Origin of the sequence: Indibacter alkaliphilus LW1 (genome assembly GCF_000295935.2) — a bacterium.
GTDB classification, from domain to species: Bacteria; Bacteroidota; Bacteroidia; order Cytophagales; family Cyclobacteriaceae; genus Indibacter; species Indibacter alkaliphilus.
The window spans coordinates 459307-472447 of record NZ_ALWO02000037.1 but is presented as its reverse complement, the minus strand read 5'-3'; the positions used below and the strand labels follow the sequence as shown (position 1 = coordinate 472447).

Annotated in this window: 15 protein-coding genes; 10 read left to right on the top strand and 5 right to left on the bottom strand. The window is 39.3% G+C overall.

What is annotated here, in order from left to right:
- Positions 1-17: 17 nt before the first annotated feature.
- Positions 18-368, bottom strand: coding sequence for a ribosome silencing factor (gene rsfS, locus A33Q_RS14420; protein WP_009033570.1), 351 nt, complete (start codon positions 366-368; stop codon positions 18-20).
- A gap of 88 nt (positions 369-456) precedes the next feature.
- On the opposite strand from rsfS, the gene A33Q_RS14415 reads away from it, so the two are divergent.
- Entirely contained in the window at positions 457-1215 is a 759-nt protein-coding gene (locus A33Q_RS14415) for a biotin--[acetyl-CoA-carboxylase] ligase (protein WP_009033569.1), read from the top strand.
- A 76-nt stretch (positions 1216-1291) separates the two neighbouring features.
- On the top strand, positions 1292-2611 hold the full coding sequence (gene ahcY, locus A33Q_RS14410) for an adenosylhomocysteinase (RefSeq protein ID WP_009033568.1): 1320 nt from the start codon (positions 1292-1294) through the stop codon (positions 2609-2611).
- Positions 2612-2672: 61 nt separating this feature from the next.
- On the opposite strand, the gene A33Q_RS14405 is transcribed toward ahcY, so the two are convergent.
- Positions 2673-3488: a hypothetical protein gene (locus A33Q_RS14405; RefSeq protein WP_009033567.1), complete on the bottom strand. Its 816-nt coding sequence runs from the start codon at positions 3486-3488 to the stop codon at positions 2673-2675.
- Between the two features lie 128 nt (positions 3489-3616).
- Here A33Q_RS14405 and A33Q_RS14400 point away from each other — a divergent pair, with 128 nt between their 5' ends.
- The 3 genes from A33Q_RS14400 to A33Q_RS14390 all read left to right on the top strand — a co-directional run bounded on the left by A33Q_RS14400 (position 3617) and on the right by A33Q_RS14390 (position 5710).
- Positions 3617-4489: an SDR family oxidoreductase gene (locus tag A33Q_RS14400; protein ID WP_009033566.1), complete on the top strand. Its 873-nt coding sequence runs from the start codon at positions 3617-3619 to the stop codon at positions 4487-4489.
- A 196-nt stretch (positions 4490-4685) separates the two neighbouring features.
- Positions 4686-5087, top strand: a complete 402-nt coding sequence (locus A33Q_RS14395) for a hypothetical protein (protein ID WP_016255300.1) — start codon at positions 4686-4688, stop codon at positions 5085-5087.
- On the top strand, positions 5084-5710 hold the full coding sequence (locus A33Q_RS14390; protein ID WP_009033564.1) for a hypothetical protein: 627 nt from the start codon (positions 5084-5086) through the stop codon (positions 5708-5710). The genes A33Q_RS14395 and A33Q_RS14390 overlap by 4 nt, the downstream gene beginning before the upstream one ends.
- Positions 5711-5740: 30 nt before the next feature.
- Here A33Q_RS14390 and A33Q_RS14385 read toward each other — a convergent pair whose 3' ends face one another.
- The 3 genes from A33Q_RS14385 to A33Q_RS14375 all read right to left on the bottom strand — a co-directional run bounded on the left by A33Q_RS14385 (position 5741) and on the right by A33Q_RS14375 (position 7918).
- Complete coding sequence (locus tag A33Q_RS14385) at positions 5741-6934, bottom strand: ATP-binding protein (protein WP_009033563.1); 1194 nt, start codon at positions 6932-6934, stop codon at positions 5741-5743.
- Between the two features lie 424 nt (positions 6935-7358).
- Complete coding sequence (locus A33Q_RS14380) at positions 7359-7682, bottom strand: type II toxin-antitoxin system PemK/MazF family toxin (protein ID WP_009033562.1); 324 nt, start codon at positions 7680-7682, stop codon at positions 7359-7361.
- On the bottom strand, positions 7679-7918 hold the full coding sequence (locus A33Q_RS14375) for an AbrB/MazE/SpoVT family DNA-binding domain-containing protein (RefSeq protein ID WP_009033561.1): 240 nt from the start codon (positions 7916-7918) through the stop codon (positions 7679-7681). The genes A33Q_RS14380 and A33Q_RS14375 overlap by 4 nt, the downstream gene beginning before the upstream one ends.
- Before the next feature lie 367 nt (positions 7919-8285).
- On the opposite strand from A33Q_RS14375, the gene A33Q_RS14370 reads away from it, so the two are divergent.
- The 5 genes from A33Q_RS14370 to A33Q_RS14350 all read left to right on the top strand — a co-directional run bounded on the left by A33Q_RS14370 (position 8286) and on the right by A33Q_RS14350 (position 13127).
- Positions 8286-8852 (top strand): helix-turn-helix domain-containing protein, encoded by a 567-nt coding sequence (locus A33Q_RS14370; RefSeq protein WP_016255298.1) that lies wholly within the window; start codon positions 8286-8288, stop codon positions 8850-8852.
- 84 nt (positions 8853-8936) lie between these two features.
- Positions 8937-11171 (top strand): heavy metal translocating P-type ATPase, encoded by a 2235-nt coding sequence (locus A33Q_RS14365; RefSeq protein ID WP_009033559.1) that lies wholly within the window; start codon positions 8937-8939, stop codon positions 11169-11171.
- A 237-nt stretch (positions 11172-11408) separates the two neighbouring features.
- Entirely contained in the window at positions 11409-11618 is a 210-nt protein-coding gene (locus tag A33Q_RS14360; protein WP_009033558.1) for a heavy-metal-associated domain-containing protein, read from the top strand.
- A gap of 370 nt (positions 11619-11988) precedes the next feature.
- On the top strand, positions 11989-12678 hold the full coding sequence (locus tag A33Q_RS14355; protein WP_009033557.1) for an outer membrane beta-barrel protein: 690 nt from the start codon (positions 11989-11991) through the stop codon (positions 12676-12678).
- 68 nt (positions 12679-12746) lie between these two features.
- On the top strand, positions 12747-13127 hold the full coding sequence (locus A33Q_RS14350) for an HYC_CC_PP family protein (protein ID WP_040490474.1): 381 nt from the start codon (positions 12747-12749) through the stop codon (positions 13125-13127).
- Positions 13128-13141: the final 14 nt, after the last annotated feature.

Here is a 13141-nt window from a genome sequence, read left to right as displayed (position 1 = left end):
CTTAAAGTTCAAACGGATCATGTCTCTACACGGGTAACTTTGGCGTCACCCCAGAGTTCCTCAATTCCATAAAATGCTCTTTTATCTTTAAGAAATATGTGTGCTACTACATTGACATAGTCCATGAGGATCCACTGAAGATTGTTTTTTCCCTCACTTCTCCAAGGCCTTTCATTTCCTGATCTGAATACTACTTCTTCTATAGAATCTGAAATTGACTCTACTTGTGTGTCTGAATTTCCTGAACAAATCACGAAAAAATCAGTGAATGAATTTTTGACTCCACGCAGATCCAACACCACTATATCTGAAGCCTTTTTTTCTTCCATTCCTTTTATTATAACTTTACTCAGCTCTTCTGCTGTCATGCTTATTTTGTCCTATTTTTACGCTATGATTACCCCAAAGGCAATTGGGGTTAAATATCTTTATTGCCTTACAAATTAACTAATCAAAATGTATAAAATCCTTGCCAATACGGTTTTTCTCGGAAAAGATATTCATTTCATGACAGAGTGTCATTCTACCAATGATCTTGCTATGGAAAAAATCAAAAGAAAAGAGGTGTCTGAGGGAAGTATTGTCATCACTCAATCCCAGACTAAAGGAAGAGGACAGCGGGGGAGTCAATGGTGGACAGAGCCGGGCAAAAATCTCACCTTTTCATTGATCTTGCGACCTGTTTTTTTGAAGCCACACAAACAGTTTGAACTAAGTAAAATTGTGTGTCTAGCCCTTTGGGAAACGCTATCAGCACTTGATAGTCAAATCAAAATCAAATGGCCTAATGACCTCTTTCATCAAAGTCAAGGTAAAATCTGTGGAGTTTTGATCGAAAACATCATCAACCAACAAAGTGTTGAGTTTTCAATAATGGGAATTGGGCTTAATGTAAACCAATTGGATTTTCCGTTTCCAGGGGTCAGCTCCTTAAAAAAAATTTCAGGTGAAGAAATCGATCTGAACCATCTGCTGTCGGAGCTGGTTTCAAAAATAGAAAAATGGTATCTGCTCTTAAAAAGAGGAGATTACAAATTCATACATGGGCAATATTTGGGACAGTTGCTGTATTTTCAAGAATGGGCTTCCTACAATGATGGTGAAACGTTTGAAGGAAAGATCATTGGGGTAAATGAAGAAGGGAAAATAATTGTTGAAAAAAGGACTGGGGAGCAAGTTGCTTATGGTATCAAAGAGGTCAAACTCCTTGCCTAGCCAAATTTTATTTTGAAGTTAAAAAACCTATTTTTGTAAATCTAAATTGAAAATCAATTCATTAATTAATAATCATATGTCTGAAATTAAATCTGACAAATTCATCAAGTATAAGGTGAAGGATATTTCCCTAGCAGATTGGGGGAGAAAAGAAATTACATTGGCTGAAGCAGAAATGCCAGGTTTGATGGCTCTAAGAGAAGAGTATGGTGCAGCACAACCTTTAAAAGGTGCTAGAATCGCGGGATGTCTTCACATGACTATCCAAACAGCTGTTCTTATAGAAACTTTAGTGGCCTTAGGAGCGGAAGTCACCTGGTCATCTTGTAATATATTTTCTACTCAGGATCATGCAGCTGCAGCTATTGCAGCTGCTGGAATTTCAGTTTATGCCTGGAAGGGTATGACAGCAGAGGAGTTTGATTGGTGTATCGAGCAGACTTTGTTCTTCGGCGAAGAAAGACAGCCTTTGAACATGATTCTAGATGATGGTGGTGATTTGACCAATATGGTTTTGGATAACTACCCTGAGTTGGTAAAAGGAATCAAAGGGCTCTCTGAAGAGACCACTACCGGTGTTCACAGACTTTATGAAAGAATGAAGAAAGGAACCCTTCCTATGCCGGCAATCAATGTCAATGATTCTGTAACAAAGTCAAAATTTGATAACAAATACGGATGTAAAGAATCCTTGGTAGATGCGATCAGAAGGGCGACAGATGTCATGATGGCAGGTAAAGTCGCAGTAGTAGCTGGATATGGAGATGTAGGTAAAGGTTCTGCTGCTTCCTTAAGAGGTGCAGGAGCCAGAGTGATTGTAACTGAAATTGATCCTATCTGTGCGTTACAGGCAGCAATGGATGGTTTTGCAGTGAAAAAGATGGTAGATGCTGTTAAAGAAGCAGATATTGTAGTTACGGCAACCGGTAATAAAGACATTATATCTGAAAAACATTTCAGAGCAATGAGAGATAAAACCATTGTGTGTAACATTGGCCACTTTGATAATGAAATTGACATGGCTTGGTTGAATACAAGTTACGGACATACCAAAAACGTGATTAAGCCACAGGTTGACTTGTACAATATTGAAGGCAATGATATCATTGTTCTGGCTGAGGGTAGACTGGTCAACCTTGGTTGCGCTACAGGACATCCATCTTTTGTAATGTCAAACTCATTTACTAATCAGACTCTTGCTCAACTTGAATTGTGGAATAATACAGATCAATATGAGCCAGGTGTGTATGTGCTTCCTAAGCATTTGGACGAAAAAGTAGCTGCTTTGCATTTAGCCAAATTGGGTGTTGTATTGGAAGAACTAACTCCTGACCAAGCTGAATACATAGGCGTGACTGTTGAAGGACCATACAAGCCAGAATATTACAGGTATTGATCCTCTTAATTAACAGGAAATAAATAATTTTAAGCCTCCGGGGGTATCCTCCGGAGGTTTTTTATTGCCGGTAAATTATAGTTCGTCCATCATGCAGTGTCAAAGTGACTTTGCTTTGACAGTCTATTTCACTTTCGTAGACAGCTTGGTGGGAAGTGGCCTGTGAAGTGTGCCTAAAAATTTGCCATGTTTCACTTCCTTGCCTAGGAACTACAAACCCCCCATTTAAACAATTAAAGCTGTATCTTTTGGGTTGGGTTCTATTCATTCTGATAGGACGTCCGGTGATGTTCCTACCTTCAAGACTTCCGTTTGAGGTGATATCAGTAGCTACTGAGTTAAGCATTGAGATGCTATGCTCGAATTGACCATTAATTTTTGTGGACGATCCATGCTCATCTATGATTAACAATTCAGTAAAAGTTTCTGTTCGTGTATTACTGTTCAGTCCATTGCTAATTCTGGATTGTCTAAATTCCCTTTGGCCTTCTATGGTATTACCCCTTGAAGTATAGTTGTCATATTCCAATGTCACAGCGTTAAAAGTGCTTTGACTGGTATAACTAATGTGGATTTTTCCCAATCTAGACAGGTTGATTTCATTGACGCATTGCCTATTGCCTAAAAACTCCAGAGTTATTTTTTTTTGTTCTTTATCGATAAAGATATTTGGGCAACCGAGAACTTCGGAAGTATCCGCTTTTGAATATGCCTCAAAGGATTTGAATGCAAATGCCAATGATTCATCCAAAGCCATGGAAATATTGAATATCTCTCGACCTTCTACTTGGAGGTCAGTTGTGATATCCCTTTCAATATCACCAAAGCAAGAAAAAAATAGAAATGGTATTAAAATGAGCAATCTGGAGTAGTTCATGATCAATATTTGTTAGGGCAAATCTAATTCCTTTGCTCAACATTTAAAATGATGCCAAAACTAGCTTTACCCACTTTTTTTTACTTGGTGGATTACCTATCTTCAATGGTCATTAAACCCAAACAATTATGTCATATAAAGAAGGAATGCTCAGAGAAGGAGCTTTAAAAGGGAAAACTATTTTGGTAACAGGCGGTGGTACCGGTTTGGGTAGGTCGATGGGGATCTATTTTTTGGAGTTAGGAGCTAATTTGGTAATTACTAGTCGAAAATTGGAAGTTTTGGAAAAGGCTGCCCAGGAAATGGAAAAAGAAACAGGCGGTTCTGTACTTGCAGTTGCTTGTGATGTGCGAGATGCTGACCAGGTTGAAAATGTTTATAACAAATCCATAGAAAAGTTTGGAAAAATTGATGTAGTTCTAAATAATGCAGCTGGGAATTTTATCTCGCCTACTGAGCGATTGTCCACGAATGCTTTCAATACAGTGGTAGATATAGTTTTGAAAGGAAGCGCAAATGTCACAATGGTAATTGGTAAAAAGTGGATTGATTCAGGTCAGCCTGGCACTTTCCTAAATATTGTTACTACTTATGCATGGACAGGTTCAGGCTATGTAGTACCAAGTGCAGCAGCCAAAGCAGGAGTACTTGCAATGACAAGATCACTTGCTGTTGAGTGGGCTAAATATAAGATAAGGTCAAATGCAATAGCACCGGGCCCTTTCCCAACTGAAGGAGCATGGAGTAGGTTGTTGCCTGGAGATTTGGTAAACAAGTTTGATCCTGCTAAAAAGGTACCTGTTGGAAGAGTAGGGGAGCATCAGGAATTGGCAAACCTAGCTGCTTATCTTGTTTCTGATTTTTCAGCCTATGTCAATGGTGAGGTGGTTACCATAGATGGAGGAGAATGGCTTCAAGGAGCTGGAGAGTTTAATAACTTAGATAAAATCCCTCAAGAAATGTGGGATATGATGGAAGCTTCGAGAGGAAAAAAGCAATGAGCCCCAAGGTGATTTGGGGCTATCTGAAAGCAAAGTGGAAAATCAGGAATGCATAATTCCTGATTTTTTTTCATGAGAAAAAAAACTATCTCATATACAATCCGTTTTTTTGACTAAATTAATCATTCTTAATTTATAGGATATGAATGGGAGGTTTTTTTATTGCCGATTTCTTGGCTTGAGTATTTTTTTGTTTATGGTATCCATACAATCCTGTAGGGTGTACGAAGACAATGAATTTGAAACTTATTTCGGACAAGTGGTCAGTTCGGAAGGGGAAATTCTGGAGAATTTTACTTTTGGATTTGGAGAGCAGGATCGGATTCTCCCAGCAGAATTTACCGAACTCGGTTTTCCGGAAAGTAGATTTATCAGAGTGATTTACAATGTAAAAACTGATCAGAATGGGAGATTTCGTATTGTAGTCCCCAAAAAAGTAAGTCCTTTTTATTATATGGTTACGCCTAATGGATCAAAGTTTCAGTTTTCCAGATTTGAAGAGGAGTTAGAAACAGATGTGGTAGAAGTCAGGCTATTTGTCCAGCGAACAGATAGGAGGGATTTGGATTTAGGACAGATAAAAGTCATTCGTTTATGAGGAATGTGATTTTTTGTTTCTTCTATATGGGACTTACCTCTTTTGTCACTGCCCAGCAGAATCAAGTGGTTGAAAATGTGCCATTCAGCATCAGGCCTGAATTTACACTGGAACTGGGTTTGCCCGTATTTCATGGGAATAACCTGCTGTCAAATGATTATAATCTCAACCCCTCTGTAAGGATGGGATTTCAGACGGGAATTGCCGAGAGATTTGGCTTGGGTTTGTTTTTCAGTAATAATGGAGGAGAGGTTGGGGAAACCAAAATACTTGGGGACTTCTTTGATAGGGTCAAGTGGCAGGTTTTTGGTGCGCATGTGTTTTATGCCATCCCAATTTCAGAAAAATTGATCTTTGAACCTGGGTTAGGCTTTGCTCTGCCAACAATGGTTCACTTTGATGGAGAACAGAAATTCAGGCTCAATTATCATAATTTTTTTCATAGATCCAGAATCAGTTATGTCCTATATCAAATAGAAAACAGAAATGCACTCCGGATTTTTGTAAGCGGAGATTACAATTTGGTCAGAGGCCCAAGGATCAATATCAATGAGGACGATAGAAGTTATGTCAGGAAAGGCGCCTTTTCCAATTTTGGAGTCGGCTTTGGTTATTCTTTTTAAGAAAACATGCCCGATTGCATTCTATCATCCTCAGTATAAAAAACCAAAAAGCCACAAGGGGATTCTTTTTGGATTGCCGTATTCAATGTCATCTGCTGCGACAAAACTGTTTTTGACTCCTTGAATCTGTTCTGTAGTTTTGTTTTTGCCACCCACCTCAAATATGTACTTCCCATCCACCCTGAAATCCCCGTCTTTAACATACTCTAGGGTATGAAGATGGGATACCTGATTGATAAAAAAGGTCTCTCTCAGGTTACCCAAGTCTGCATTTTTCGGAGTAAAGGCAAACTGGAAGTTGGTGTTTTCCAGGTAGATTTTCTCCGGTTTCTGCATTTGTGTTATCCCTTTAATGTCCTTGTACAGGTTTTTGGTCAGGTGGGCTTCCTGTAAGAAAAACAAGTAGCTGACCAACGTATTCCTATTTATGCCAATGCGCTCACTGAGTTTGGTCACATTTGGGATAAAGGGCACCGACTCGGAAATGATATGGAGCAGGTGCTTGAGCTTGGGGATGTATGAAATGTCCACATTCCTCAGCAATGGCAGCTCTATCTCCAAAGTCATGTTCACCACCTCTTCCAACCGTAAGTGGTACAGATCCGGCACTTCCTGAAAGAATGGAAAGTATCCATGGTTCAGGTATGAACCAAAATGCTCCAAAGGCCGGATTTTTTTCAGTACCTCCCGTGTAATTTCCACATGGTTTGTGATCAATTCTTCCAGACTGATAACGGGGAATTCCTGCCCGGTTTTGATAGCCAGAAATTCCCTGAACGACAAACCCTGCATGTGGTAGATGACAGCCCTCCGGCTGAGGTCAGCCCGGGCATTGAGGATCTCCAGCATAGAAGAACCGGTAAACACCACCTTCAATTCCGGGAAATCATCGTAGATGTTCTTGATCTCCTGAGACCAATTAGGGTATTTGTGTACTTCGTCCAAAAAAAGGTATTTGCCACCTTTCTTGGCAAAATCGTCTGCCAGGTCCACTAAGTTGTTTTGGGCAAACCAGATGTTGTCCAAACTCACATAAAGCGTGGTATGGTCCAATGGTAGGTTTTGCTTGATGTATTGGAGCAAAAGGGTGGTTTTTCCCACACCTCTTGGTCCTTTGATCCCGATCAGTCTTGCTTCCCACCTGATCTTATGGATCATGCTGCGGATAAAGTCAAGGCTGGTAGAATCAATTTTTTTCTGAAATCGTTCTTCTATTGATTCCATAGTATTGCTTATTTTATTAAGCAAAAATATAAATTATTGATATGATAAAAAAGCATTATTTTTTTAAAATGCTGTTTTTGGAAATCAAATTCAATAATAATTGCTTACTATAATAAGCAATTATTGAATTGACTAAGATAGAAAAATTTCACGCAATGGACGCAAAGGGATTCGCAAAGAGCGCGGACATGCAATGATTAAGCGGTAAACTATTTTATTAATCATAACCGTTCAAAGCCAAGGGGAGTTGAAGTGACTGGCTTAATGCTATTTGATTAACCCTACTTCATTAAGTCAACTATCAAATGCGCAAAACCTGACAGTTTTTTTACACCTTAAATGGTTTTTTGAGACCTTTGGTGCTGTAAGCCTGTCAGGTTTAAATCTGCCATTTAATATGAGACAGTAGGCTTAATTTAAAACCCTAATCAACAAATGTCTCACGAATAATGGACTTGATCTGATTGATGGTTTCTGGATTTAAGGTTTCCAACTTTCTAATGATTCTCACCCGATCGATGGTTCTGATCTGGTCTATGGCTACCCATCCGGATGTTTTTTGACCGTCTAATTGAACCCTTGTTGGGTAAGGTTTGGTGCCACTGGTGATAGGCGAAATGACAATGGTTTTCAAAAATTTATTCATTTCATTGGGTGACAGAACCAGGCAAGGCCTTGTCTTTTTCATTTCGCTGCCAAGGGTTGGGTCCAAATTGACCAAAACAATATCGTATTGAGAGATTTTCATTTTTCAAAATCTTCATCATCAAAAACGTCATCTATAAGTAGGACATCATCACCATTTTTGTGCATTTCTTTGAAAGCTTCCTCCCAACCTTGTCTTGGCTTGGATTTAGGCTTTAGGATGATTTGATCCTCTTCCAGAATGATCTCCATCGTATCTGTGATTTGATACTTTTCCAATATGGTTTTAGAAAGTCTAATCCCTTTGGAATTTCCGATATTGATGACAGTAATCTCCATAATCAATTTGAATTGTGATTACAAAGTAATTACTTTCTGTGAAAAAAGAGATTAAATCGATGAATTTTTTTTTAAAAAAAATGAACCATATAAGGGATGTAAGAGCATATAAGTTCTAACATATTTTTTTCTACGGTCTTCTATTTCTTATATGGTTTTAAAAAAGAGTGAACCATATAAGACATATGAGGTCATATAAGTTCTAAACTATTTCTTCTATGGACTTCTATGTCTTATATGGTTTAGAAAATGAGAACCATATAAGGGATATAAGGACATATAAGTTTTTGATACCCTTGCCCCATTCACGAAACTAAAATAATCGAATTTGGCTTTTGATATTATATAATTTCCGAATCAATACACAATGAACCAAACCCTTTACATCAAAAACATGGTCTGCCCCAGGTGTATTATGGCGGTAGAAACAGTGCTGGATGAACTGGAAATACCTTATAAAAGTGTGCAGTTGGGCCAGGTGGATTTTTCACAGGCTATACCCAAAGGAAAGATGGAAAGTTTGGATAAAAAACTGACAGGGCTGGGATTTGAGTTGTTGGAGTCAGGAAAGTCCAGCCTTATTTCCCAGATCAAGACTTTGATCATAGATCAGATTCATCATAAAAACGAAGCCTTAAGAGTTAATTTTTCCACCTTACTTTCTGACCAGCTCCACCATGATTACACCTATCTGAGCAGGCTTTTTTCCTCGGTAGAGGGCATTACCATTGAGAAATTCATTACCAAACAGAGGATTGAAAAGGTCAAAGAAATGCTGTTTTATGATGAACTCACTTTGGCGGAAATTGCCTTTAAATTGGATTATAGCAGCTCAGCCTACCTTTCGACCCAGTTCAAAAAGGAAACAGGCATGACACCCAGCCAATTCAAGAAGATGCATTCCCCAGACCGCAGGCATTTGGATAGCTTATGACAAAATCTTGAAAAAGAACCTCAAAATTCCATAACTCTTGTTTTTCGAACTTGGCCGAAATTTGTATTCTAAATTGATTGGAATATGGAAGTCGCAGAAAAAAACAAGCTAAAAAAAGATACTTTTCCGGTTGGCGGAATGTCCTGTGCGGCCTGCGCATCCAGCGTAGAGTCCATTCTTTCCAATACAGAAGGGGTAAACAAGGCCAGCGTGAATTTTGCCAGCAACTCGGTACTGGTAGAATATGACCCGGCGATCAAAAAGGAAGATTTGCGTTCTGCACTGCAAAGCGTGGGATATGACCTGATCATTGAAGAGGACAATCCATCAGAGGTACAGGAAGAATTACAGCGACAAAAATATGAGGACATAAAGAAAAGGACTTTATGGTCAGCAGTTTTCACCTTGCCTGTATTCATCATTGGGATGTTTTACATGGATTGGGAATTAGGAAGATGGATATCCATGGTACTTACGGTGCCGGTACTGTTTTATTTCGGTAGGAGCTTCTTTTTAAATGCCTGGAAGCAGGCAAGAAATGGCAAAGCCAATATGGATACTTTGGTATCACTTAGTACAGGGATGGCATTTATTTTCAGTTTTTTTAATACGGTTTATCCGGATTTCTGGCATCAGCGGGGCATACATCCCCATGTCTATTATGAGGCTGCTGTGGTCATCATCACTTTTATTTCTCTAGGCAAACTCTTGGAAGAAAAGGCCAAATCCAATACTTCTTCTGCCATCAAAAAGCTGATGGGTTTGCAGCCCAATACCCTAAAGGTGATGGTCAATGGGGAGGAGCAGGAAATCCCGATTTCTTCTGTTGAAAAGGGCTTTACGATTCTGGTAAGGCCTGGTGAAAAAATCCCGGTTGACGGGAAAGTGATTTCAGGCAGTTCTTATGTGGATGAAAGTATGATCACCGGTGAACCCGTTCCGGTTTCCAAAACTAAGGGCGAAAAGGTATTTGCAGGTACGGTCAATCAAAAAGGCAGTTTCCAGTTTGAAGCCGAAAAGGTAGGTGCTGAAACCTTACTTTCCCAAATCATCAAAATGGTACAGGAAGCCCAGGGCAGTAAAGCCCCTGTGCAGAAGCTTGTCGATAAAATTGCCGGTGTTTTTGTTCCCATAGTTATGGTCATAGCGGTTCTTACCTTCCTGATTTGGATGCTTGTGGGAGGGGATGAGGCCTTCACGCATGCTTTGCTCACTTCTGTAGCGGTATTGGTCATTGCCTGTCCCTGTGCGCTGGGACTTGCCACCCCCACTGCCATTATGGTAGGTATGGGCAAAGGAGCTGAAAATAACATACTAATCAAAGATGCTGAGAGTTTGGAATTGGGCCATAAGGTGAGTGCCGTAGTTCTGGATAAAACTGGTACCATCACAGAAGGTAAACCTACCGTTACGGATATGTATTGGGAAAAGGAAGTTAATGAAATCCCAATGTTGGAATCAATCTTATTGGCTTTGGAATCTCAGTCCGAACACCCCCTTGCCGAAGCGGTGGTGAAAAAACTCAAGGAAGATGGGGTGAAAGCATCCAAAATTGATGGTTTTGAAAGCATCACGGGTAGGGGCGTCAAAGCTTCAGATGCATCCGGTATAACCTATTTGATAGGAAACAGGGCTTTGATGCATGATCAGCAGGTTTCCATTTCGCAGGAAACAAAAACCATAGCCAACAACTGGCAGGAAGAAGCCAAGACAGTTGTCTATTTTTCTGATGATAAGTCGGTATTGGCAGTGATTGCCATTGCAGACAAAATCAAACCTAGCTCCAAATCAGCCATAGAAAAGTTGAAGAATCGAGGTGTGGAAGTTTACATGCTGACAGGAGACAACCAACAGACCGCTGAGGCAGTGGCCAAAGCCTTGGGATTGACTTCATTTAAGGCGGAAGTCCTTCCTTCTGACAAAGCAGATTTCGTAAAGGAACTCCAGGGAAAAGGAAAGGTGGTGGCCATGGTAGGGGATGGAATCAATGATTCCCAGGCATTGGCCCAAGCGGATGTCAGTATGGCTATGGGGCACGGTTCTGACATTGCGATGGATGTGGCCAAGATGACCTTGATTACTTCCAACCTGGAATCCATTCCCAAAGCCTTGAAGTTGTCTTCCCTTACAGTCATGGGAATCAGGCAAAATCTCTTTTGGGCATTTATTTACAATGTCATTGGTATTCCGATAGCAGCAGGCGTATTGTACCCTGTTAATGGCTTTCTGCTGGATCCTATGATAGCCGGAGCAGCTATGGCTTTCAGTTCCGTTTCGGTGGTGGCTAATAGTTTGAGGTTAAAGGTGAAGGAATTGTAATTTATTAAACGGATGCAGGCTTTATTTTTAATAATTTACCAGGGATTCATTTTAAGATATTAGTAGATACTGGATATTAATAGATATTAGGGTTCAGTTTCAATGTTGAAACAAAGAGTCTGGTTAAAAAAATAAGTATCTCAATATCCCAATATCCATAAATATCTTTCAAAAGTAAATATATACTTCGGTAAGCGAATCAATTCAATTAGGAACAAACAATCAAAAATATAAAAAATGAACAAGATGCAATTCAAAACAAACATTATGTGCAACGGTTGCCTGGAGAAAGTGACTCCTCAATTGAATAATACTCAGGGTATAGAAAGCTGGAGCGTGGACCTGCAAAACCCGGATAAAATACTGACAGTAAAAGGATCCAATACAAATGAAGAAGATGTGATTGCAGCAGTCAATAAAGTGGGTTTTCAGATTGATAGAGTTTAAGACTTCAATTGGATCAAGATTTATTGGTTCAAGACTTGGTCTAGGACCATAATACTGCAGTCTGAAGACTGCATTTAGTAAGTCCAAGCCCGCCTGCATCGGCCAGGTCTGAAGACTTTGAACTAAATTGGAGTACTAGATTGGCAAGCCGGAACTGTAAAGGTTAAATGCTATTTTGGTGGTGGGTTCGGTGGCTGCAATCCAGGTGATTTAAAGTGGACGAAGGGCTACACTGTTCCATCTTTTGAAATATGCTCTTATGTGAAAGACGAACACAGGCAAGCAAGCGTTAGATTGGTAGGTTTTTTACATTTCAATTAAATAAGGTTGAAATAATTCAGTCTTTTATATCGCAGAAATATTTGAGAAAATGGATAGAATAAAATTATTAATAATATTCGCTACGTTTCTTCTTTCAGGAAAGTCAATAGCCCAGTTTTCATTAGGGCTTGATATGATTTCCAGAAAGGAGTTTTTTCAATATAATGATCCCGGTAATTTGATTTTACCCGATGGTTTTAGCCACCTGTCTTATGGGGTTTTTGGGAAGTATGTATTTGAGAATAACTTGTTTTTAGAGTCTGGGATTTATTGGTTTTCTTATGGAAGGAGTTTAAATTTTAGACCTGATCCTGGTCAGAGCTTTTTTTTTGAGACCTTGAGCAACCCTGAGAGATTTTTAACCATTCCTATTCGGGTAGGTTATAAATTTGATCCATTAAGTTCATATTCTGAATTTATCAACAGGCTTAATATTCAACCTTTTGTAGGTTTTGCAACCTCTTTCAACAGCCATGTTGGCCAGAAAGGTACCGGGCCAAACCAAACCATAATTAATGAAAGAAGAACCAATACCTATTTTGAAGGGGGATTGGGTTTGGGTTACAGGGTTTTCAGGAAAATGGAAATCATTTTTCAATATGGCTTTTTGAAAGGGAACCATGATTTTGTTAGAAGGGAAGTAAATTATATTGGTAATTCTGGCGAGACTGTCAACTCCACTATCATTTCAAATGGTTCGGCAAGGCATTGGGGTTTAAGGTTTCAATATGATTTTTGAAACTCCAATAATAATCCTATACCTTTAATCCAATGAACTTCTTTATCTTTGATCCGTAAATACCAATCGTGAAGTCATTCGTCAAAATATCACTCCTTGTTTTCTATGTGTTTTTTAACGCAGGGTTGAGCTATTCCATGCATTTTTGTGGAGATGACTTCCAAAGGATCAATGTATTTGCAGAATACAAAACCTGCTGTGAGACCAATACCCCAATGCCGGGATGTTGCGACGATGTTTCGAATTTGGAACTTCCCAATACCGATCAGCAGGTTTCAGATATTTTGGATTTCCAACCTCAGACTTTTGAGTTGCTGAATGCTGCGCTTAGATTTGAATTGCCTATAAATTTTATTGTTTTTGAAGAGAAAACAGCCTTTGCTGATTCCTCTCCCCCGATATTTCACAATACGCCGATTTATATTTTTTGTCAGGTATTCCTGATTTGATTTTTTGTTTCACG

Coding starts and splice junctions, on each gene's coding strand:
- A33Q_RS14355 (WP_009033557.1), top strand. CDS start 11,989: ATGGATAGAATAAAATTATTAATAATATTCGCTACGTTTCTTCTTTCA.
- ahcY (WP_009033568.1), top strand. CDS start 1,292: ATGTCTGAAATTAAATCTGACAAATTCATCAAGTATAAGGTGAAGGAT.
- rsfS (WP_009033570.1), bottom strand. CDS start 368: ATGACAGCAGAAGAGCTGAGTAAAGTTATAATAAAAGGAATGGAAGAA.
- A33Q_RS14375 (WP_009033561.1), bottom strand. CDS start 7,918: ATGGAGATTACTGTCATCAATATCGGAAATTCCAAAGGGATTAGACTT.
- A33Q_RS14390 (WP_009033564.1), top strand. CDS start 5,084: ATGAGGAATGTGATTTTTTGTTTCTTCTATATGGGACTTACCTCTTTT.
- A33Q_RS14395 (WP_016255300.1), top strand. CDS start 4,686: ATGGTATCCATACAATCCTGTAGGGTGTACGAAGACAATGAATTTGAA.
- A33Q_RS14365 (WP_009033559.1), top strand. CDS start 8,937: ATGGAAGTCGCAGAAAAAAACAAGCTAAAAAAAGATACTTTTCCGGTT.
- A33Q_RS14400 (WP_009033566.1), top strand. CDS start 3,617: ATGTCATATAAAGAAGGAATGCTCAGAGAAGGAGCTTTAAAAGGGAAA.
- A33Q_RS14415 (WP_009033569.1), top strand. CDS start 457: ATGTATAAAATCCTTGCCAATACGGTTTTTCTCGGAAAAGATATTCAT.
- A33Q_RS14380 (WP_009033562.1), bottom strand. CDS start 7,682: ATGAAAATCTCTCAATACGATATTGTTTTGGTCAATTTGGACCCAACC.
- A33Q_RS14385 (WP_009033563.1), bottom strand. CDS start 6,934: ATGGAATCAATAGAAGAACGATTTCAGAAAAAAATTGATTCTACCAGC.
- A33Q_RS14360 (WP_009033558.1), top strand. CDS start 11,409: ATGAACAAGATGCAATTCAAAACAAACATTATGTGCAACGGTTGCCTG.
- A33Q_RS14405 (WP_009033567.1), bottom strand. CDS start 3,488: ATGAACTACTCCAGATTGCTCATTTTAATACCATTTCTATTTTTTTCT.
- A33Q_RS14370 (WP_016255298.1), top strand. CDS start 8,286: ATGAACCAAACCCTTTACATCAAAAACATGGTCTGCCCCAGGTGTATT.